The organism is Acidocella sp. (assembly GCF_050253495.1).
Classification (GTDB): domain Bacteria; phylum Pseudomonadota; class Alphaproteobacteria; order Acetobacterales; family Acetobacteraceae; genus Acidocella.
On record NZ_JBFWIX010000007.1, the window covers coordinates 109,032 to 130,889 of the forward strand.

Here is a 21,858-nt window from a genome sequence, read left to right on the forward strand (position 1 = left end):
TTGCAAAAGCTCAAAGGCGAAGCAGCGCGGAGCCCCAGGTCAGCCCGCCCCCCAAAGCCTCCAGCAATAAAAGCTGACCGGGCTTGGCTTGCCCCGACGCCACGGCGCTGGCCAGGGCCAAGGGGATGGAGGCCGCGGAAGTATTGGCGTGCTTATCGACGGTCGTCACCACGCGCTCGGGCGGCAAGCCCAGCTTCCTGCCGACGCCATCGATAATGCGGCGATTGGCCTGGTGCGGCACCAGCAGATCGATATCGGCGGCGGTCAGGCCGTTTTCGCTCAGGGCTTCGTTCACCGCGCCCGTCAAAAGATTAACGGCATGCCGGAACACCTCACGCCCATGCATCACCAGATGGCCGGGCTTTTCCTTCTGACCGACGGCACCGTCGACATACAGAATATCCGCCAATTGGCCGTCCGCGTGCAGATGGGTGGAAAGCAGGCCGGGACCGTTCTTTTCCACCTCCCTGGCCACCAGCAACACCGCGCCCGCGCCATCGCCGAACAGAACGCAAGTGCCGCGATCCTCAAAATTCAGGATTCGGGAATAAACTTCCGAACCGATGACCAGCACGGCTTGCACTTGGTTGACCCGCAGCATCGCGTCCGCCACGGAAAGCGCATAGATAAATCCCGAGCAGGCGGCGGAAAGATCGAATCCGAACGCATTTTTCGCCCCCAGCGCCGCCTGGATATGCACGGCGGTGGACGGAAATGCCTGATCCGGCGTGGAGGTGGCGACGATGATCGCGCCCAGAGCCTCGGGAGGCAACCCAGCCTGTTCCAGGGCCTGGCGACCCGCCGCGGCTCCCATATAGGCGGCGGTTTCATGCGGCGCCGCAAAATGGCGCTGCTTGATGCCGGTACGTTCGGTGATCCAGTCGTCGGACGTATCCACCCGCTTGGCCATGTCCTCATTGGTGAGGATCTGGGCCGGCAGATAGGCGCCGATGCCGGCCAGCACCGCGCGCTTCAGTAAAGATTGTTCAGCCATGGCTGTTTGTCACCGGCTCGTCAGAAAGAATGGCGCGGTCCATTGCCGCCAGCGCATCGGCGATACGGCTATTGAAATCATGGGCCACCATGTCGAGCGCCACATCCACGGCATGAGCAAATCCCTCGGCATCCGTGCCGCCATGCGACTTCACCACAACTCCATTCAGCCCCAGCAGCACCGCGCCATTATAACGGCGCGGATCCAGCGTCTCCTTCAGGCGCTTCAACGCGCCACGGGCGAAGACGTACCCCATTTTGGCCAGCGGGCCGCCATTGAAGACACGGCGCAAAAGATCGCCAACCAGCTTCAGCGCCCCCTCCCCGGTTTTCAACGCGACATTGCCGGTAAAACCGTCGGTCACCACCACGTCCACCGTGCCGGCGGCGATGTCGTGCCCTTCGACAAACCCATGAAACTGCCCGGCAATGGGGCTCTCGCGCAGCGTGTTGGCCGCGCTGCGCAGTGTCTCGTCGCCTTTTCCTTCCTCGGAGCCGATATTCAGCAGCCCGAAGGACGGAGAGGGCAACCCCAGCACGATGCGGGCGAAGATCGTCCCCATCAGTGCGAATTCGACGAGGTTGCGAGCATCGTAAACCACGTTCAGCCCAAGATCGAGCATCACCACATCGCCCTTGGCGGAGGGGGCGGTCGCGGCCATGGCGGGCCGGTCGATCCCGTTGAGGGTTTTCAGGACGATTTTGGACAAGGCCAGCAAGGCGCCGGTATTCCCGGCGGAAACGACCCCCCCGGCCTCTCCGGCCAGCACGGCGTCGATCGCCCGGCGCATCGAGGAGTCGCGCAGGCGCAACCCCACCGTCGGCTTCATGCCGCCGGTGATGATTTCGGCGCAGTGACGCAGCTCATAGCGGCCAGTCAGGCGTTTGGACGCGGCAAGGAGCGGCTGAAGCCGCTCCGCATCTCCAAACACCAGGAAAAAAGCTTGCGGCTGTCGTTCCGCGGCAATATCGAGCCCGGCAATAATCGCTTCTGGCGCGTGGTCACCACCCATGGCATCCACTGCCAGTTTACTGCTCTGGCTCATCTTATCCCTGTTTTGGGTTTTCCATTACCGCTTCACGCCCTGCCGCGTCAGCAAGCTTAGACGCGGACGACGCCCTTGGCTTCCTTGCCAGCGCCCACGACCTCACGACCGTCATAGTGACCGCAATGGGAGCACACATGATGCGGGCGCTTCAGCTCGCCGCAATTCGGGCATTCGGCATGCGCGTTGGCGGTGAGGGCGTGGTGGCTGCGGCGCATGCCCGCACGCGAGGGGGAGGTTTTTCTCTTAGGAACGGCCATGACAAAACGCCTTACAGAAACAGTCTGAGTAAATGGAAGGCGCCGCGTAGCAGAGCCAAGGGCGCATCGCAAGTCATAGCTGCCAATTACGCCACAAAACAGATGGATGGCGGCGGTTATTCCGGCTTTTTCCCAAGCCGGGAGGCCAGCGCGGCAAATGGGTGGGCGCTGTTGTCCGACGCGGCTTCCGGCAGCGCGGCCCCTGGCTTTCGGGGATAAGGATCGAGCGTCAGGGCCAATTGCTCGGCCAGAGCGGCACCGAGATCGATGATGTCGCCCTCATAGGGGATCTCGTCGGGCGAATCGAAGGAGTCGGGGGTGATGTCCTCGTCCTCATCGCCTTCGGCGGCACGGGGCAGCGCGGCCGCCGGCACGAAGCGCAGATCGGCCCGCTCCTTGATGGCGGCGGCGAAGGGTTCCAGCGAAACCACGCAAATCTGCGTTACCACGGCGCTCATGCTCAGCACGCCGGCGATGATGCCTGAACGTTCATGGCGCAGCAGGAAACGCCCCTCCAGCTTCTCCAGACCGGCCAAGCCAAATCTGGCCGCCAAGGCGGCGCGCTGCGCCGCATCGGCCGCGATGGTGAAATCCTGCGGCTGTTCCTTGATCTGCCCGGCCTTGACGGGGTGGCTGAATTCTTCCTGCATATTGTGCAATATAGACCTTGCGCATTGACACGTAAGCCCCTGCCATGAGACCCAACCGGCGAGAGATCGCCTGAAGCTTAAGGATTGAAGCGTGCGTCTGACCAAGCTGCCCCAAAGCCTGCTGTTTTGTGCCCTGCTGGGCTTGCCGGGCTGCGCCCTGTTTTCCGACGCACCGCATTACCGGGGGATCTCGGTAACCGACAGCGCCTTGAAACAACTGACCCCGGGCATTTCCCAACAGGCCGATGTGCAAGCCCTGCTCGGCCCGCCAACCTTCGTGGAACAGTTCGACCCCAATAATTGGGTCTATGTTTCCCAGGTGACGAAAATGCGCATCGCCCGGACCGAAGGGGTACAGAAGCAGAATGTCGTGGTCGTGACATTCAATAACGACGGCACTTTCAAATCCTACACCCTGAAGACACAAGCCGATGCGACACCAGTGAAGATGGATGGCCGGCAGACGCCCGTGCCAGGTGGCACCGCCGGGTTCTTCCAACAGCTTATCGGCGGGGTGGGCAGTTATAACCCGCTGGGCACGGCCAGCGACACCAGCGCCAACGGTGCGGCCGCACTTGGTGGAAGCAGCGGCAATATCGGCGGCGGCACCAGCGGCGGGTTCTAAGCCCGTGCGCCGCCGCCCCCTGCTGCTCGGCGGCCTCGCCGCCGTCGCCATCGCCGGCGACCGGGCACAAGGCGCCAGCCTTCCAACGGCCACGCTCCCCAACCCGCAGGCGCCGATGCTGGGGGACAAAACCGGGCCCGGCTTCTCCCGCCTGGTCATTGCCCGCTGGGGCGATCTGCTACAGCCGGATTCGCCGGGTTTTACCCCGGACGCCCTGAGCCTGGCCCAGGCGGACGGCCAATTTCCCTACGATGCGGTGATCGCGGCGCTGATCTCTCCCCCACCCGCGCAGGATGGTATCCCGCGCCTCGTACTCGTGACCGCCAACCCCACCGCGCCGGCCTCCATGCTGTTTTCCGGCGGGGTGGACCACCCCGCCATCGCCGGGCGCGAGCAGGGTGTAACCATCGTCAATCTGCAATATCTCTCCAACCGCTGGATGACGGTGGTCGGCGGGTACCAGACACGCCGTCTCTCCGATGGAACGCTCTGCCAGCTCTCTGGCCCTGCCACGACTCAGCTAGGCACCACCGTGCAGGGAGTGCTGGCCGTGGAGACGGGCTGCGTCGCTCCCTGGGGCCACGTGCTGCTGGGGGAAGGCGACACCGCCCCTTGGCTTTCCCGGCTGGCCGGGGTGGGGTTCGGCTATGCCGACCCCGCCGATGCACCGCGCTTTGGCTGGGTGGTGGCGTTGGACCCGCTCAATCCGTTTTTCATCCCCATCAAGCACACGGCCCTAGGCCGCATCGCCCGGGCCGGGCTCCTGGCCGTCACCGCCAAGGATGGCAGGGCCATTATTTTCTTCACGCAGGATGATGCCCAAGGCATGCTGTTCCGCTTCATCGCGGACGGCCAGGCCGCGGATGGCGCGCTCGATTCCGGCGGGCTAGCCGTCGCGATTCTCGAGGAAGGCGGGATTGGCTGGGTGGATCTGCCGCGTGATATTCCAACCTTGGTCGGTTTGGCGGACGCGGGCGCCATGGCGGGTGGAGAAACCTTCGATGCGCCTGGTGGGCTTGCCCTGAATGCCGACGGCACCATGCTCTACATGGCATGCGGTGGAAACCCGGCGCGGAGCGTGACCGATGCGCTGAACCCGCGCAGCGGGAACGATGACGGGCATATCGTGTGCTTGACCCTGCCGGGCGGCGATCCGGCCGCCAAGCATTTCCCGGCCGGGTTGGCTCTGATCGCGGGCAATCCAGCCAGCGTGCCGGGCACGCAATATGGTCCGGGCAGCCAAGCTTGGCTGCGCAAGCCGCGCCGCCTGGCCATCGATCCGGCGGGCAATCTATGGATCGGCACCGATCAGCATGGCGACACCACCCAGACGGCGGATGGTTTGTTTATCATGGAGACCGAGGGGCCGGCTCAAGGAGCCGTGGCCTGTGCCTATCTGGCCCCCATTGGCGCGGCATCCGGCGGCGTGGCCTTCAATGCCAATACCGGGACCGCCTTTGGCGCGGTGCGCCATCCCGGCGCCACTCCAGGCGCGAGCTTCATGCATCCGGCAACACGCTGGCCGACCTTACGGCCGGACATGCCACCGCAGACCACGGTCATCGGGCTGGTGCGCCAATGATCGAAATCGTTCGGGCCTGGCCAGGCTCAGCCGCTCTGGGAACATGTTTTTCGATTCGGATGGCCGTGTTCGTGCACGAGCAGGGCGTGCCGGTGGATGAAGAGATGGATGCACATGACGCAACCGCGGTACATGTGCTGGCCTTGTGGGACGGTAACCCCGTGGGCACGGCCCGGGCGGTGAGCAAGGACCCGGGGGTGCAAAAGATCGGCCGGGTGGCGGTGGCGGCGAAATTCCGCAAGCATGGCATTGGCAAGGCGCTGATGCGGGGCATCGAAGCGCAATGCCCGGCGGGCAGCGCTTTCGTACTGGCGGCGCAGAGCCGTGTTACCGGGTTTTACGAGAAGCTGGGCTATGAAGCGGAAGGGCCGGAATTTTTGGATGCGGGCATTCCGCACCGGCTCATGCGCAAGCCAGCATCAGCCCCGTAAGCTGCTCGCGGGCGGCGTCAGGCAATGGCGCTGGGCGCTTATCCGGCCCCAAATGGACCAGCACGCTTTGCGCTTTCGCGACAAGCCGGTCCTCCTGAAACACGACCTGGACGAGCCTGATGGAGCTGTTGCCGATCTTCGACACGGCCGTGCCGATTTCCACCTGACCAGGCCATAGGATTTCCGCGATGAAATCCAACTCCAGCCGGGCGATGACGATCGATGTGCCGGTTTGCCGCCAAGAGGCGCCAAACCCATTTTCCAGCAACTCACAACGCCCGGTTTCCAGGAAGGTGCCGAATACGGCGTTATTGACATGCCCTTGCCGGTCCGTGTCGCCATAGCGCAGCTTGTCGAAGGAACGGAATGGAAAATCCGCGAGCTTGGGTTGATTTTGCATCAGACCTCCGGAACGGTCTTGCCGGGATTCAGCAAGCCGGCTGGATCGAGCGCGTGCTTGATGGCGCGCATCAGGCTTAGATCGGTAGGGGATTTATGCGCCACCATACCTGGTAGACGAAGCTGACCAATTCCATGCTCAGCCGAAAAACTGCCTTGCAGGGAAACGGCGAGCGTTTCGATGCTGGTGGTGATGGCGGCCTTGCGTGCCGCGATGGCGGCCATATCCTGTCCTTCGGGCGGGCGAATATTCACATGCAGATTGCCGTCTCCGACATGGCCGAAAATATTCGGGCGAAAGCCCGGATAGTCGCGGGCCACCAACGTTTCCACGGCGCTGACCAGCTCCGCCAGACGGCTGAGGGAAACGGAAATATCATGCTTGACGGCCCCGCCCTCACGCAGTTCCCCTTCGGAGATATTCTCGCGCAGCGCCAGGAAATCCAACCTCTCGCGCTCGGATTGCGCGATGGCGGCATCCAGGGCCCTGCCCTCCTCCAACTCCTTCATCAACACGGTTTCCAGCATCTCCTGCGGGTCGCGCCCACCTTCCAGGGCTGAAATTTCCAGCAGCAGATAGGCTGGGGCCGCAAAAGGCAGCCGCCCGCCTTGCGTATGGGCCGCCCCCAGCGCCAGAGCCGCATGCGTGCAGAATTCACATAATGTCAAGGCAGGGCCGGCCGCATGCCGCATGACCGAAAAAATCCGCAATCCCTGCTCCAGATTTTCGATCCCGACCAGGGCCGAGGCCCGTGACGCGACGGGGGGATGAAGCCGCAGCGTGGCGGCGGTGATCAGCCCCAGCGTACCTTCTGAACCGATGAAAACCTGTTTGAGGTCATAGCCGGTATTGTCCTTCCGGAGGCCAGACAGCCCATGCCAGAGCGTACCGTCCGCCAGCACCACTTCCAACCCCAGCACCTGGGCGCGCATATTGCCATAAGACAGCACTTGCAACCCGCCCGCGTTGGTGGAAATCACGCCGCCGATTTCGGCTGTTCCCTCCGCCCCCAGGCTGACTGGGAAAAACCGGTTGGCGTTCGCGGCCTCCTGCTGGACAGCAGCCAGGGTCATCCCGGCTTCGACGGTGATGGTATCCGCCAGGACATCGATCTCACGCACGGCCCGCAAGCGGGAGAAAGACAGGATGACCTGATCCGCTCCCTCGATGGGCACGGCTCCGGCCACCAGCCCGGTGTTGCCGCCTTGCGGGACGATGCGGACGGAGTGGGCGGCGCATAAACGCACCGCCTGAGAGACCTGCTCCGTGGATTTCGGCAGGATCACGGCCAGGGCGGGATTATTCACCAAGCCCCGCCAATCCTGCTCATAGGCGGCACGCTCGGAAGGGTTTGTCAGCACCGCCCCCTCGCCAAGGGCCGCGCGCAGGGCTTCGATGAGGTTCATTGCGTGATTACCTTCAAAAATCCAGATCGGCGTAATGAGGTGGCGGCGCCATCCCATTCACTCGGTCCGACAGGATGGCGCGGAAACAAGGGCGCGACTTGATGCGGGCGTACCATTCCTTGGCCGGGGCGGAAGCGGACCAGTCCACATCGCCCATGAAATCCAGCGTGGACAACATCGCCGCGGCGGCGAAATCCGCCACGGACAGCGACGAGCCCGCCAGCCAGCGCCGATGTTCCGCCAGCCAGCCGATATAGAGCAGATGCTGCTTGAGATTGGCATAACCGGCGCGCAGGGCATTCCCGTCCGGCGGGCCGAGCTTGAGGGCCTGCTTGAGGTTTTTTTCCCAATAGAGGTTACGCACGACTTCGTCGTAGAATTTTTCGTCGAACCATGCGACGAGACGGCGGGTTTCCACCCGCTCCGGCTGAGTGCGGCTGAGCAGCGAGGTATCGGGATAGGCTTCTTCCAGATATTCGCAGATCACCCGCGAATCCGGAATAACGAGTCCATTATCCTCGATCAATGTCGGTACGGTACAGGCCGGGTTCAGCTCCAGATAGCTGGGCTGGCGGTCCCAGACCTTTTCCACACGCAGTTCAAAAGGGAGACGTTTTTCCGCCAGAACCATCCGCACCTTGCGCGAATAGGGGGAAAGCGGAAGATGATAGAGGACTCGCATGGCGTGGATTATGCCATTCTCAAAAGGCCGCAAAAAGAGGCCGCTTTTTTGAAAAAGCGGCCTCGGAACAAAAAAACCGGCGGGGCCTCAGGCGCTTACGGCCCGCGCGCTGTCATCCAGCGCCTCCGACAGATATTTGACATAGTCCTTGGGCACCACCTGCCAGAAATAAGGCGCTTCACGTTCCCAGTCATTCAGCAGGGTGGCGGCGTAACGGCTCTGTGTTTCAGCCACATGGCGTTCCACCAGCGTCTTCAGCACGCCCGCCCAATAGGCGGAACTCACGCGCTGCCAATGCAGGGTTTCCTTGTTCATCCGCATTTCGAACTTCTCCGCGCGGTCATAAACAAAGGCCATGCCACCGGTGAAGCCCGCGCCGAAATTATCGCCCACCTCACCCAGGATCACCACCGTGCCGCCGGTCATGTACTCACAAGCATTGGAGCCCGTGCCCTCGACCACCGCCGTGGCGCCGGAATTGCGAACGGCGAAACGCTCCCCCGCGAGGCCGGCCGCGAACAGGGCACCCGACGTCGCGCCATAAAGTACCGTGTTGCCGATGATGGTGTTCTCATTGGTCTTGAGCTTCGAGGAGGGACCGGTGCGCACCACGATGGTGCCGCCGGAGAGCCCCTTGCCAACATAATCGTTGGCATCGCCGAAGACTTCCAGTTTCAGCCCATTCACCGCGAAAGCGCCGAGGCTCTGCCCGGCGGAGCCGCGTAGACGCACCGTCACATGATCGGGCTGCAACTTGACCTTGCGGTATTTGGCGACGATCTGCGAGCTGAACTTGGTGCCGATGGCACGATGCGTGTTGCGGATATTATATTGCAACTGCATCTTTTCGCCGTTCTTGAAGAAGGGCTCGGCATCCTCGATCATCTGCGCGTCCAGGGTCTCGGGCACCTCGTTGCGACCGGTGCGGGTGCAGTAACGCGCATATGGACCCGGATCCGCCTGGGCGAGAATCGGGTTGAGATCCAGATCGTCCAGATAATCGGCGCCGCGCGAGACCTGATGCAGCAGATCCGTGCGGCCGATGATCTCGTGCAGAGAACGGAACCCGAGCGAGGCCAGGATTTCGCGCACCTCCTCGGCCACAAAGGAGAAAAGATTGATCACCTTTTCAGGCGTGCCCTCGAATTTCTGTCGCAGCTTTTCATCCTGCACACACACGCCGACCGGGCATGTGTTTGAATGACACTGACGAACCATGATGCACCCCATGGCAACCAGCGAGGCGGTGCCGATGCCATATTCCTCCGCTCCGAGCATGGCGGCGATCACCACGTCCCGCCCGGTCTTGATGCCGCCATCGGTGCGCAGCACCACCTGATGACGCAACCGGTTGAGCATCAGCACCTGATGCGTCTCGGACAGCCCCATCTCCCATGGCATGCCCGCGTATTTCACCGAGCTTTGCGGCGAGGCGGCGGTGCCGCCGACATGGCCGGAAACCAGAATGGCATCCGCCTTCGCCTTCGCGACGCCGGCGGCGATGGTGCCGATGCCCGACCGCGCCACCAGTTTCACGCACACCGTGGCGCGCGGGTTGATCTGCTTCAGATCGTAGATGAGCTGAGCCAGATCCTCGATGGAGTAGATGTCGTGATGCGGCGGCGGAGAGATCAGCGTGACCCCCGGCGTGGAATGGCGCAGCCGGGCAATGAGTTCCGTAACCTTGAAACCAGGTAACTGCCCCCCCTCACCAGGCTTAGCGCCTTGCGCGACCTTGATCTCGATCTCCTTGCAATCGTTCAGATATTCCGCCGTGACGCCAAAGCGGCCGGAGGCGATCTGTTTGATCGCCGAAGAGGCGTTGTCACCATTGGGGCGTGGCTCGGCGCGGGCGGGATCCTCTCCTCCCTCACCCGAATCGGAGCGCGCGCCAATGCGATTCATGGCGATGGAGATCGTCTCATGAGCCTCTGGACTTAGAGCGCCCAGGGAAATGCCCGGCGCCAGCAATTTCTTGCGGATGGCGGTGATGCTCTCCACCTCGTCCACCGAGATCGGGGTCAAACCGTCCATCCGGAAATCCAGCAGGTCGCGCAGCGCCACGGGTTTCTGCCTGCGGACCATCTCCGAATATTTCTTGAAGAACTGATACGAGCCAGTGCCCACAGCCGTTTGCAGCAGATGGATGGCGTTATTGTCGAACGCATGTGTTTCACCGGCGCGGCGAAGACGGTACAGGCCGCCAATATCCAGGGGCATGACATTGCCGTTCCAGGCCTTCTGGTGCACTTCCAGAACTTTGTGCGCGATGCCCGGCAGGCCGATACCGGAAATGCGCGACGGCATACCGGGGAAGAATTCCCCCACCAGCGCGCGGGACAGGCCAATGGCCTCGAAATTATAGCCGCCACGGTAGGAAGAGATAACGGAGATGCCAAGCTTGGACATCACCTTCAGCAGCCCCTTATCCACGGCCTTCTTGTAGCGGGCCACGCATTCCTTCAGGGACAGATTGCCAAACAAACCGCGCGCATGCCGGTCGGCGATGCATTCCTGCGCCAGATAGGCATTCACCGTCGTGGCTCCCACGCCAACCAGCACGGCGAAATAATGCACATCAAGGCATTCAGCCACGCGGACGTTCAGGCTCGTGAAGGTCCGCAGGGACTGGCGCACCAGATGCGTATGCACGGCACCCGTGGCGAGAATCATCGGAATCGGCGCGCGCTCGGGGCTCATCGCCTCGTCGGTGAGGATGACATGCGTGCAGCCCGCGCGCACCCCTTCCTCCGCCTCGCGGCGAATACGCTCAATGGCGCGGCGCAGCCCCCCCTCCCCGTTCACGATCTTGAAGGTGCAATCGACCACACAGGCGGAAGCGCCCATGGTGCGGCGCATGGCCTCGAACTCGGCGGTGGAGAGCACCGGGGATTCGAGTTGCAGCAGGTCGCACTGCTCCTCGTTTTCGTCCAGCACGTTGCCTAGATTACCGAGGCGGGTTTTCAGCGACATCACGCGGGTTTCACGCAAGGAGTCGATGGCCGGGTTGGTGACCTGGCTGAAACTCTGGCGGAAATAATGATGCAGGCCACGGTAGCGCTCAGACAGCACGGCAATCGGCGTATCGTCCCCCATGGAACCGATAGCCTCTTGAGCCGCCTCCACCATCGGATGCAGGATCAGCTCCATATCCTCAAGCGAGAAGCCCACGGCAAGCTGGCGGCGGCGCAGCCCTTCCGTGTCGAGCCGCACGGGCTCGGGCGCGTCCGTTTTCACGATATGGTCGATGACGGTGATGCGCTTGGTCCAAGCGGCGAAGTCCTGCCGGGCGGCCAGCATGTCCTTCAACTCACCGTCATGGTAGAATTTGGCTTCGTTCAAATCGACCGCGATGGTCTGGCCCGGGCCAACCGCGCCTTTCTCGACAATATCCTCTTCCTCGAACTTCACCATGCCGGTTTCGGAGCCGATCACCAGCATCTTATGACGGGTGATCGAGTAACGCAGCGGGCGCAGCCCGTTACGATCCAGCCCGGCAATGACGAAGCGGCCATCGGTGGCGGCCACGGCGGCCGGACCATCCCATGGTTCCATCACGGCATTGCAATAGGCGAACAGGTCCTTATGCGCCTGGGGCATCGTCGCGTCCGCTCCCAAGGAAGGCGGGATCATCAGCGTCTTGGCCATCGGCGCATCGCGCCCGGCGCGCACCAGCAGCTCGAAGACATTGTCCAGGGCCGCCGTATCGGACCCCTGAGCCTGCACCACGGGTTTCACGTAATCCAGGAACTCATCAAGCCCCTCGGCGCCCAGGCGGGTTTCATGGCTCTGCATCCAGTTGATGTTGCCCGCGACGGTGTTGATCTCACCATTATGAGCCAGCATGCGGAACGGCTGCGCCAGCTTCCAGGTTGGGAACGTATTGGTGGAATAGCGCTGATGATAAATGGCAAAGCGTGAGATGAAGCGTTCATCCAACAGGTCTGGATAGAATTCCGTCAGGCTTTCGGCCAGAAACATGCCCTTATAGACGATGGAACGGCAGGACAGCGAGCAGAGGTAAAGATCGGGGATCTGCGCTTCGATTGCCGCCTTCTCGATCTTACGGCGGATGATGTAGAGTTCGCGCTCGAACTCGTCCTCCGAAATACCGCGCGCGTTCCAGAGCATGATCTGCTCGATCTCGGGACGCGTGGCATTCGCCTTTTCCCCGATACAATCGACATTGATCGGCACCTGGCGCCAACCATAGATGCGATACCCGAAATTCAGGATCTCGGTTTCGACGATCTGGCGGCAACGTTCCTGCGCGCCAAGATCGGTCTTGGGCAGAAACACCATGCCCACCGCGATGGGCCCCTCGCGCAGGCGGTCGCCGCCGCGCTTGACCTCATCGCCAAAGAAATCCTGCGGGATTTCGATATGAATGCCGGCACCATCGCCAGTCTTGCCATCGGCGTCCACGGCGCCGCGATGCCAGACGGCTTTCAGCGCGTCGATGCCCGCCTGCACGATGTCGCGGCGTTTTTTGCCGTCCAGTGCGGCGACAAGGCCGACGCCGCATGCGTCATGCTCCTGCTCGCGGCCATAGGTATGACGCAGGGTTTGTGTGTTCGCGTCCCAGGCGGACAGAAATTCCGTTGCGGATTCGGGGGCGGTTTCGTGGTTCATGACGATTACTCCGCGGCCTGCGCCCGGTGGGCGGCCTGAAAATGACGGTGAATGGCGGCGGCGGCATCGCGCCCGTCGCGAATGGCCCAGACGACCAGGGAGGCGCCGCGGACAATATCCCCCGCGGCAAACACGCCGGGCAGAGAGGTTTCAAAGCTTCCCGGCCTCACTTTCAATGTCCCCCAACCTGTAAGCTTCAGCTCCGGTTCGTTGAAGGCGCCGGGCAGATCCTCGGGGTCAAAGCCCAGCGCCTTGATCACCAGATCCGCCTTGAGGGTAAAGGAAGAGCCTTCGATCGGTTCCACCGATTGACGCCCGGAGGCATCTGGCAGGCCGAGATGCATGCGCACCGCGCGCACCGCGCTCACCTTGTCTTCTCCCAGAAAGGCTTCCGGCGCGGAAAGCCAGGTGAAGGTAACCCCCTCCTCCTCGGCGTTTTTGACCTCGCGCAGGGAGCCCGGCATGTTTTGGCGATCGCGCCGGTAGAGGCAGGTGACGGATTTCGCATCCTGACGGATGGCGGTGCGCACGCAATCCATCGCCGTATCGCCGCCGCCGATAACGACCACATCCTTGCCCGCCGCGTTCAGCAGGCCGGATTCATAGTCCGGCACCTCGTCCCCCAGCCCCTTGCGGTTGGAGGTGATCAGGAAATCCAGCGCCTTGACAATGCCGGGCAGACCAGCACCCGGCCCCCCAATGTCACGCGCCTTGTAAACGCCCGTGGCAAGCAACACCGCGTCATGCCGGGCACGCAACTCAGCGAAGGGCAGTTTGCCGCCAATATCGGCGTTCAGGACAAATTTCACCCCACCGTCTTCGAGCCATTTCCAGCGGCGGAGCACGATCTCCTTCTCCAGCTTGAAGCTGGGAATGCCATAAACGAGCAGCCCGCCGACACGGTCATGCCGGTCGTAAACCGTCACCTGATAGCCTTTACCACGGAGCTTTTCCGCCGCCGCCAGACCCGCGGGACCCGCGCCGATGATGGCGATGCTTTCCTCACGCTCGCTGGCGGGAAGGATGGGCTTCACCCAGCCATTGGAGAAGGCGGTATCCGTCACATAGCGCTCGACAGCGCCGATCGTGACCGATTCAAAGCCTTTTTCAATGACGCAATTTCCCTCGCAAAGCCGGTCTTGCGGGCAAATTCGACCACAAATCTCGGGAAATGTGTTGGTTGCGGAGGAAAGTTCATAAGCTTCCTCAAGCCGGCCCTCGGCGGTGAGTTTCAGCCAGTCCGGGATATTGTTCGAGAGCGGGCAATTCACCGAGCAAAAGGGAATACCGCATTGCGAACAGCGGCTCGCCTGGCTGGCGGCGGCATCAGGCGCGAACTCATCATAAATCTCGTTGAAATCCTCCCGGCGGTCATCGGCCGCGCGCTTGGCTGGCGTCTGCTGGGGCAGGGAAACGAACTTCAACATGTGCTCGGCCATTTTTCGCCTCATTCGTAAAGAAGGCGCGGCCTCGCCAAGCGAAGCCGCGCACCGGGGATCACGTCCGTCTCTTAACGAATTTTTTAGCGGAACGCCAAGCGTTTTTTTGATTTAGGTAACGTTTCGATGCCTATTTTTGCGGAAAATCGTTTAAGCTCCTGGTTTGTGGGGTCGAAAACCGGTCAATAAAGGTCCGAATTGAGGCTTATTCGTTGAAAATGTCGTCATGGCTACGTCCTGAGACACGATAGCGCGTCAGATATTCCGGCAGCACAAGATCCAAACGCGTGGGGACGACTCCCAAAGCCTCCAGCCCTGGCATGCCGGGAGAGACGATATTGTCCTTGGCCAGCAACGTAATCTGATCCCCGGTCAGGCCAGAGAAAGGAATGGCCGCCACCAGCCTGGCCAAGCCTTCCGGCATGTCCCACAAACATGGTTGACGTTCGATGATGGCAAGCATCTGTTCGATGAGGGATTTAAAGCTTTTTTGCTCCGGTCCGCCCAGTTCGAACAAACCGCCCGCACCCGCCGGCCCCAACGCCGCCAGAACGGCATCCGCCACATCCGCGACATAGACCGGCTGGAATTTCGTCGCCCCATGCACCAAGGGCAGCACCGGCGAGACCACCGCCATTTTCGCGAAGCGGTTGAAGAACTGGTCTTCCGGCCCGAACATGATGGAAGGGCGCAGAATGGCGGCTTCGGGGCATGCGCTTCGCACCGCCCGCTCCCCCTCGGCCTTGCTGCGCGCATAGGCCGAGGCGCTCGCCGCATCGGCGCCAAGCGCCGAGACATGCACCAGCCGCGCCTCAGCCGCGCGCGCCAGACCAGCCACACACCCGGCTCCCTCGGCATGGGTGCGGCCGAAATCTCCCTTGCGGGATTCGCTCAGGATACCCGCCAGGTTGATAACAAAATCAGCGCCCTCGATGGCGCGCGCGGCCAGCGCTTTCTCCCACACGGGCGCGTAAAGCGGCACAACCTGCCCCACCGCCCCCATCGGACGAAGGATCTTGGCCGACTCGGTGTCGCGCACGGCGGCGCGGACAATATAGCCGCGCGCCGCCAGGCGTTGCGTCACATAGCGGCCAAGGAAACCGGAAGCCCCGAAAACCGTGGCAATTTTTCGCTCAGAAAGCATGCAAGCCTCTTAATTGTTCCGTCTTGTTTTTAGGCTGCTGGAAAAACACGCTCAACCCATGTTGACGCCGGATGATGGGGAAGCTAAACGCCCCTCCCACGATGCTTCGGCATCGGGACGGCGACCCGGCCAAGCCGGAGCGCCGGAAAAAATGGTCAAGCCCAGGTGGCGGAATTGGTAGACGCACTAGCTTCAGGTGCTAGCGCTCGCAAGGGCGTGGAGGTTCGAGTCCTCTCCTGGGCACCATTTTTTTATCTTCGGACAATCAGGCGGCGGCATGAGCAGCATAGAGCTTCATAAGCACGATCTGCCGGATGGGCTTGATCTGGGCTCGGTCGTGGCCGTGGATACTGAAACGATGGGCCTCAACCCGCGCAGGGACAGGCTTTGCCTCGTACAGCTCTCCGCCGGGGACGGGCGCGCGCATCTGGTGCAGATCATTCCGGAAGCGCTGGGTGGCCGGGGGAGCAATTGCCCAAATCTCAAAGCCTTGCTGGCGAATTCGGACGTCACGAAATTATTCCATTATGCGCGGTTCGATATTGCCGCGCTGTATAACGGGCTGGGTGTGCTCACAGCGCCGGTGATCTGCACCAAAATCGCCTCCAAGCTCGTGCGCACCTACACGGACCGGCACGGGCTAAAGGAGTTGTGCCGGGATCTGGCGGGGGTGGATATTTCCAAGCAGCAGCAGAGCAGCGATTGGGGAGCACTGGACCTGACCCATGAGCAACTCGTCTATGCGGCATCGGACGTGCTGCATCTGCATGTGATCTGGAATAAACTGCGTGCCTTGCTGGTGCGCGAGAACCGGCTGGCGTTGGCGCTCGCGGCTTATGAGTTTCTGCCGACCCGCGCCAAGCTGGATCTGCTCGGCTATGTCGAGCCTGATCTGTTCGCACATTGAAGCCACGTTACACAGGGTTGCGTATCTCGTGTTGACCGGCGCGGCGGCGCTGGTCATACGGTAGGCAATGTTTCACGCTGAAGGACATTCTGTATGGCTGACAGCGCGCCATTCGCGCGCGCTGAGGCCTCGGAACGGCTTTTGCCCTGCTCCCGCCTTAATTGCGATGCAGGATATGTTGGCATGAACCATATTCATCACGCTCCCCGCCAATCGGTTCTCGATGCGATCCGCCGGCGGCGGCAGGATGTATCTGGGAATTTGGCCAAGCGCAGCTTACGGGTCATGCTTTTAAAGCGCGCGCTGCCCGCGGCGGCCGTGCTGTTGCTGATCGCGTTGGCCCTAGCACCTTCATGGCAATCCGGCCCGGATGCGAACCGCGTGACCTATCATGTCTCGCAAGGCGGCGGCTCCCAGACCTCGCGCATGCAAGGTGCCACCTATCATGGGCGAGACCAGCAGGGTCAACCTTATACGTTGACCGCCAGCAGCGCCGTGCAGAAGAACGCCGATAATGTCGCCCTGACCAATCCACAAGGCGATATTACCCTGAAATCAGGCGCTTGGCTGATGCTGAAATCCCAGACCGGGAATTATCACCAGAAAAGCGACACGCTGGACCTCAAGGGTAATGTTACACTCTACCGCAATGACGGCACCGTGGTCTCGACTGACAGCACCTCGATCGATTTGCGCGGAGGGAGCGCCGCCGGCACGGCGCCCGTGCAGGTGAGTGGGCCGTTTGGCACGCTGAATGCCCAGAATGGCTTCACCCTTACAGGCCGGGGTAGCCAGATCATCTTTCATGGCCCAGCTACGATGACGCTTACCCAGGTTCAATGAAATTTTTTTATATTCTGCCTATTCTGGCATGTGCCGCCACCCCGGCCTTCGCACAAGACCTTAACTTAGGCGGTGCGCCCGGGAGCGCGCCGGTGCCTGTCCAAATCTCCGCGGCGCGCGACATCACCTGGTCCCAGGATGCGCAGACCGTGACCGCCACCGGGAACGCAAAGGCCGTGCGCGGCGACGTGACCGTGACAGCCGATGAACTGGTGGCGCACTATAAGAAAAAAGCCGGCAGCCAGGGCCAGCCCGCCAGCCAGAACGCCTCCGGCGTCAGCGCCCTGGATGAAGGCAATGCCGAGCTGACCGAGCTGGACGCCATCGGTAACGTGCATATCTACACCGCGACGGACAATGCCTGGGGCGACCACGCCGTTTATTCCGTGGGTCAGCAGGTGCTGGTGCTGACCGGCAAGAATTTGAAGCTCACCACGCCGCAGGATATCGTTACCGCCAAGGATTCAATCGAGTATTACGCGAACGAGCATAAGGCCGTGGCGCGCGGCGATGCATTGATCGTAGCGAAAGATGGCCGCTCCATCGCGGCGGATGTCATCACCGGCTATTTCGCCGATCAGGCGGAAGGCGGCAAACCCGCCGCTCAAGACAGCGAGACGTTGGGTCAGGGCGGCAATCTGAAAAAGGTTGAAGCGGTTGGCCATGTCATCATCAAGACCACGGCGGATACCGCCACCGGCGACAGAGGCATTTATCTGCCCCCCACCGGGCAGGCCCGTCTTGGCGGAAATGTGCATATCATTCATGGGCCGAACGAATTGGCCGGCTCCGATGCCCTGGTAAACATGAAAACCGGCGTGGCGACCCTGCTGGCGGGGCCGGGTGGGCAGGTTTCAGGCGTTATTCTACCTGGTTCGGGAAAAAGCCAATGAGCGCGACTTTGGAAGGTGACCCGGCCGGGCAGGTTTCCACACCGGGTGCCGATACCGGGCTCGTCGCCGATGGGCTTGGTAAACGGTTCAAGAAACGCCCGGTTGTACGCAACGTCTCGCTTTCGGTCCGCCGAGGGGAAGCGGTGGGGCTGCTGGGGCCGAACGGCGCGGGCAAGACGACAACTTTCTATATGATTGTCGGGCTGATCGGCCCCGATTCCGGCACCATCTCGCTGGACGGGGTGGAGATTTCCAACCTGCCGATGTATCGCCGGGCGCGGCTGGGCATTGGCTATCTACCGCAGGAAGCCAGCGTGTTCCGAGGGCTCAATGTCGAGCAGAACATCATGGCCGCACTCGATATGGTGGAGCCCGAGCGCGACAAGCGTGAGGAAATGCTGGCCGAATTACTGGCCGAATTCGGCATCTCGCATCTGCGCCGCACCCCTGCCCTGGCCCTGTCCGGCGGTGAGCGCCGGCGTGTGGAAATCGCCCGCGCCTTGGCGACCGGGCCCAACTATATTCTTCTGGATGAGCCCCTGGCCGGCATCGACCCGATCGCGGTGGGGGAAATTCGAGATCTGGTGGCGCATCTCAAACATCGTGGGCTGGGTGTTCTGATCACGGACCATAATGTCCGCGAAACGCTGGAAATCATCGACCGGGCTTATATTCTTTACGACGGTCAGGTGCTGATGGAAGGCAATCCCGGAGAGGTTGTGGCGCATGAGGATGTGCGCCGGGTGTATCTGGGAGAAAAATTCAGCCTCTGATCGTTTCCATCGGTAAAATGCCATGCATTTTCCGCGCCAAAACCTCTTGGAGGTTTTGGAAAAGCGCGCTAGCATCTTGGCATGGCTTTTGCTCCGTCCTACGCACCACGCCTGGATTTGCGGCAGTCCCAGTCACTGGTGATGACCCCGCAACTGCGCCAAGCCATCCAGCTTTTACAATTTTCCAACATCGAAGCCAGCGCGTTCATCGAGGAAGAATTGTTGAAAAATCCGCTACTTGAGCGGGACGATGGAGGTGAAACCGTAACCGCGATGGAGACGCGGGCACAGGACGCACCCGCTTCACCGGAAGACCCCGCCAGCCTGGCCGCCGCCGGCATGTTGCCGGATGCCACGACAACCCCTCTCGATCTCGATACCAGCAATGTCTACGATGTGGGGACTGGCGCGGACGGATATGGAGCCTCCGGCCTTTCCGGGAATGGCGATGAGGATTGGAACCCGCTGGAAGCCCTGGGCGCGGAACGTCCATCGCTGCGCGAACATCTGGAGCAGCAGGCACGTCTGGCTTTTCCTAAACGGGAAGATCTGCTGATCGCGACCGCCATGATCGCGGTATTGGACCCGTCAGGGCGGCTGGGCGATACGACCGAGATGTTGGCTAGCTCATTGGGGGTCGAACCGTCCCGGCTGGAGACGGTGCGCGCCACGATGATGCGCTTCGATCCCGTCGGGGTATTCGCCACCAGCCTGGCTGAATGTTTGGCGGTTCAACTCGCCGAGCTCAACAGGCTGGACCCCGCGATGCAGACGCTGCTCGACAATCTGGAAATGCTGGCCCGTCGCGAAATGCGCGCCCTGCAAGATTTATGCGGTGTGGATGCTTCGGATTTGGCCGACATGGTGGCCGAGCTGAAACGGTTGGACCCAAAGCCGGGGGCCCGCTTCGATTCAGAGCCGTTGCGGCCCTTGATTCCAGATGTGCTGATGCGCCCCGCCCCCTTGCAAGAGGATGGCACGCCCGATTGGCTGCTTGAAATCAATCCTGAAACCATGCCCCGTCTGCTCATTCGCCGGGGGTTTCATGCCCGCATGCTGGCGTCCGCAAACAAGGAGACCAAGAGCTTTCTGTCGGAGCAGATGCAAGGCGCGGCATGGTTGGTGAAGGCGCTGGAATCGCGAGCCCAGACGATATTGCGTGTCTCGGCCGAGATTGTTCGCCGGCAGGATGGTTTTTTTCGCCACGGTATCTCGCATTTGCGGCCGTTGACGTTGCGGGACATCGCCACCGAGGTGGATTTGCACGAAAGTACCGTGAGTCGGGTGACTTCGAACAAGTCCATCGCTACGCCGCGCGGGATTTTCGAACTGAAATTCTTCTTTACCACCGCCTTGGCCGGGGCAAATGGCGAGATGCACTCGGCCGAGACGGTTCGCTATCGCGTTTCGCAGATCATCTCAGCGGAAAATCCAAAAAATATTTTGTCCGACGACGCCGTTGCCGCAATATTACAGAAAGAAGGCATAGACATAGCACGGCGGACCGTGGCCAAATACAGGGAAGCGCTGCGCATTCCCGGTTCGGCGCAGCGAAAGCGGGAGAAAATGCCCGCATGAGGCAAGGCAAAAGAGTGGCCTTACCTACTGAGTAAAGTGAACCGGTTTGTTCGGGAGAAGGCCATGCAACTGACGGTCTCAGGCAAACAAGTCGATCTATCCGACGCTCTGCGCGTCCATGTGGACAAACAACTCGGCACCATCACGGCGAAATATTTCGATCAGGCGCTGGAAGCGAAGGTTACCTTCAGCCGCGCCCGCAGTTTCTTTACATGCGACATCAATCTGCATGCCGGGCGCGGCATCACCGTGCGCGGTGAAGGCGAAGCCGCGGATGCCCGCGCGGCCTTTGAGGACGCGGCCGAGCACATCGCCAAGCGTTTGCGCCGTTACCGCCGCCGCGTGTCCGCGCACCAGCGCGATCTAGAAAAAATCAAGCCTGAAATGGCCCGGGCCTACGTGCTTGCCCCGGAAACCGATGACGAGGATGAAGAAACCACCGTAACGAACGGCCATGCCAATGGCCATGTCGTGCTGGCGGACGAGCTGCATGCCACCATCATCGCCGAAAACACCACGGCGATCGAGACATTGAGCGTGCGCGACGCGGTGATGAAAATGGATCTGGCGTTTCAGCCACTCATGATGTTTCGCAACGTGAAAACCGGCGGTCTGAATGTAGTCTACCGGCGGACAGACGGGCATGTGGGCTGGATCGACCCTGGTGCCTGACGGAAGATAAAAAAAGCGGGGGCTTTGCAAAGCCCCCGCTGAAAGAGCGGCGATTTGTCACCCGTTATTCATCACCCGTTATTCATAGGGCGGCTGGGTATAGCCCTTCGGAGAGAGTGTGAAAATTTCCACGCCGGTCTCGGTCACGCCGATCATATGTTCGAACTGCGCGGAAAGAGAGCGATCGCGGGTTACCGCCGTCCACCCATCGTCGAGGATCTTCACGTCCGGCCTGCCCGCATTCACCATCGGCTCGATCGTGAAGAACATGCCGGGCCTCAGCACCGCCCCTTCCCCGCGCCGCCCAAAATGCAGCACGTTGGGCGGCTCATGAAAGCGCTGGCCAATGCCATGGCCGCAGAAATCCCGCACCACGGCGAAACGCTGCGATTCCACATATTGCTGAATCACATAGCCTATATCGCCAAAAGTGACGCCGGGCCTCACCGCCGCGATGCCGCGCATCATTGATTCGTAAGTGACTTCCATCAGCCGCCGCGCGCGGGTGTTGGCGGTTCCAGCCACATACATGCGGCTGGAATCACCATACCAGCCATCCAGGATCACGGTAACGTCGATGTTCAGAATATCGCCGTCCAGGAGCTTCCGCTCACCGGGGATGCCGTGGCACACGACATGATTGATCGAGGTGCAGATGGATTTAGGGAACCCCCGGTAATTCAGCGGCGCCGAAATGGCGCCGTGGGCGGTAATGAAATCATGGCACAACTCATTGAGCCGGTCAGTGGTTACGCCCGGAACGACATGTTCGGTGATCATGTCCAGCGTCTCGGCCGCCAAACGCCCGGCCGCGCGCATCGGCGCGAAATCCTCTGGCTTATAAATCGTGATCCGGCGTGAATCGGCACCGCCATCCATCAGCAAATATCCTCAAGCAATCC

20 protein-coding genes and 1 tRNA gene are annotated in these 21,858 nt (G+C 61.5%); 10 read left to right on the plus strand and 11 right to left on the minus strand.

Translation table 11 applies throughout. The features are described 5' to 3' along the window. Positions 1–10: 10 nt before the first annotated feature. The 4 genes from AB7D48_RS07825 to AB7D48_RS07840 all read right to left on the minus strand — a co-directional run bounded on the left by AB7D48_RS07825 (position 11) and on the right by AB7D48_RS07840 (position 2,949). Positions 11–994 carry a beta-ketoacyl-ACP synthase III gene (locus tag AB7D48_RS07825; RefSeq protein ID WP_427977360.1) on the minus strand — a complete coding sequence of 328 codons (984 nt, stop codon included), beginning with the start codon at positions 992–994 and terminating at the stop codon, positions 11–13. After that, positions 987–2,039: a phosphate acyltransferase PlsX gene (plsX, locus tag AB7D48_RS07830; protein WP_427977363.1), complete on the minus strand. Its 1,053-nt coding sequence runs from the start codon at positions 2,037–2,039 to the stop codon at positions 987–989. Before plsX ends, AB7D48_RS07825 begins: the two co-directional genes overlap by 8 nt. A 56-nt stretch (positions 2,040–2,095) precedes the next feature. Then, complete coding sequence (gene rpmF / locus AB7D48_RS07835) at positions 2,096–2,299, minus strand: 50S ribosomal protein L32 (RefSeq protein ID WP_427977366.1); 204 nt, start codon at positions 2,297–2,299, stop codon at positions 2,096–2,098. 116 nt (positions 2,300–2,415) lie between these two features. Beyond that, positions 2,416–2,949: a DUF177 domain-containing protein gene (locus tag AB7D48_RS07840; RefSeq protein ID WP_427977368.1), complete on the minus strand. Its 534-nt coding sequence runs from the start codon at positions 2,947–2,949 to the stop codon at positions 2,416–2,418. Positions 2,950–3,040: 91 nt separating this feature from the next. Between AB7D48_RS07840 and AB7D48_RS07845 the strand changes: the two genes are divergently transcribed. From AB7D48_RS07845 to AB7D48_RS07855, 3 genes are read left to right on the plus strand one after another with little or no spacing between them, the layout of a single operon-like run. Continuing rightward, positions 3,041–3,574, plus strand: a complete 534-nt coding sequence (locus AB7D48_RS07845; protein ID WP_427977371.1) for an outer membrane protein assembly factor BamE — start codon at positions 3,041–3,043, stop codon at positions 3,572–3,574. 4 nt (positions 3,575–3,578) lie between these two features. Beyond that, the gene (locus AB7D48_RS07850; protein WP_427977373.1) at positions 3,579–5,156 is read left to right on the plus strand and encodes a PhoX family protein; all 1,578 of its coding nucleotides are present in this window, start codon (positions 3,579–3,581) and stop codon (positions 5,154–5,156) included. Then, entirely contained in the window at positions 5,153–5,587 is a 435-nt protein-coding gene (locus AB7D48_RS07855) for a GNAT family N-acetyltransferase (RefSeq protein ID WP_427977375.1), read from the plus strand. The genes AB7D48_RS07850 and AB7D48_RS07855 overlap by 4 nt, the downstream gene beginning before the upstream one ends. Here the strand turns inward: AB7D48_RS07855 and AB7D48_RS07860 are convergent. From AB7D48_RS07860 to AB7D48_RS07885, 6 genes are all read right to left on the minus strand, one after another. Further along, positions 5,559–5,987, minus strand: a complete 429-nt coding sequence (locus tag AB7D48_RS07860) for an acyl-CoA thioesterase (RefSeq protein ID WP_427977378.1) — start codon at positions 5,985–5,987, stop codon at positions 5,559–5,561. The genes AB7D48_RS07855 and AB7D48_RS07860 overlap by 29 nt on opposite strands. After that, entirely contained in the window at positions 5,987–7,393 is a 1,407-nt protein-coding gene (locus AB7D48_RS07865) for an FAD-binding oxidoreductase (protein WP_427977381.1), read from the minus strand. The genes AB7D48_RS07860 and AB7D48_RS07865 overlap by 1 nt, the downstream gene beginning before the upstream one ends. 13 nt (positions 7,394–7,406) lie before the next feature. Next, positions 7,407–8,075, minus strand: coding sequence for a glutathione S-transferase family protein (locus AB7D48_RS07870; protein WP_427977383.1), 669 nt, complete (start codon positions 8,073–8,075; stop codon positions 7,407–7,409). 87 nt (positions 8,076–8,162) lie between these two features. Further along, complete coding sequence (gene gltB / locus AB7D48_RS07875) at positions 8,163–12,707, minus strand: glutamate synthase large subunit (protein ID WP_427977385.1); 4,545 nt, start codon at positions 12,705–12,707, stop codon at positions 8,163–8,165. A gap of 5 nt (positions 12,708–12,712) precedes the next feature. Further along, positions 12,713–14,146, minus strand: a complete 1,434-nt coding sequence (locus tag AB7D48_RS07880; protein ID WP_427977388.1) for an NAD(P)-dependent oxidoreductase — start codon at positions 14,144–14,146, stop codon at positions 12,713–12,715. 205 nt (positions 14,147–14,351) lie between these two features. Further along, positions 14,352–15,290: an NAD-dependent epimerase/dehydratase family protein gene (locus AB7D48_RS07885; protein ID WP_427977390.1), complete on the minus strand. Its 939-nt coding sequence runs from the start codon at positions 15,288–15,290 to the stop codon at positions 14,352–14,354. Between the two features lie 159 nt (positions 15,291–15,449). On the opposite strand from AB7D48_RS07885, the gene AB7D48_RS07890 reads away from it, so the two are divergent. From AB7D48_RS07890 to hpf, 7 genes are all read left to right on the plus strand, one after another. Then, a tRNA-Leu gene (locus AB7D48_RS07890) sits at positions 15,450–15,536 on the plus strand. Positions 15,537–15,567: 31 nt separating this feature from the next. Next, complete coding sequence (locus AB7D48_RS07895; RefSeq protein WP_427977393.1) at positions 15,568–16,197, plus strand: ribonuclease D; 630 nt, start codon at positions 15,568–15,570, stop codon at positions 16,195–16,197. Between the two features lie 183 nt (positions 16,198–16,380). Next, positions 16,381–17,040: an LPS export ABC transporter periplasmic protein LptC gene (gene lptC, locus AB7D48_RS07900; protein WP_427977396.1), complete on the plus strand. Its 660-nt coding sequence runs from the start codon at positions 16,381–16,383 to the stop codon at positions 17,038–17,040. A 92-nt stretch (positions 17,041–17,132) separates the two neighbouring features. Further along, the gene (locus AB7D48_RS07905) at positions 17,133–17,933 is read left to right on the plus strand and encodes an LptA/OstA family protein (protein WP_427977398.1); all 801 of its coding nucleotides are present in this window, start codon (positions 17,133–17,135) and stop codon (positions 17,931–17,933) included. Then, the gene (gene lptB, locus AB7D48_RS07910; protein ID WP_427977399.1) at positions 17,930–18,706 is read left to right on the plus strand and encodes an LPS export ABC transporter ATP-binding protein; all 777 of its coding nucleotides are present in this window, start codon (positions 17,930–17,932) and stop codon (positions 18,704–18,706) included. The genes AB7D48_RS07905 and lptB overlap by 4 nt, the downstream gene beginning before the upstream one ends. An 81-nt stretch (positions 18,707–18,787) precedes the next feature. Then, complete coding sequence (gene rpoN, locus AB7D48_RS07915) at positions 18,788–20,284, plus strand: RNA polymerase factor sigma-54 (RefSeq protein ID WP_427977402.1); 1,497 nt, start codon at positions 18,788–18,790, stop codon at positions 20,282–20,284. 63 nt (positions 20,285–20,347) lie between these two features. Continuing rightward, positions 20,348–20,956 carry a ribosome hibernation-promoting factor, HPF/YfiA family gene (gene hpf / locus AB7D48_RS07920; protein ID WP_427977404.1) on the plus strand — a complete coding sequence of 203 codons (609 nt, stop codon included), beginning with the start codon at positions 20,348–20,350 and terminating at the stop codon, positions 20,954–20,956. A gap of 78 nt (positions 20,957–21,034) precedes the next feature. On the opposite strand, the gene map is transcribed toward hpf, so the two are convergent. Further along, positions 21,035–21,835, minus strand: coding sequence for a type I methionyl aminopeptidase (gene map / locus AB7D48_RS07925; RefSeq protein ID WP_427977406.1), 801 nt, complete (start codon positions 21,833–21,835; stop codon positions 21,035–21,037). Positions 21,836–21,858: the final 23 nt, after the last annotated feature.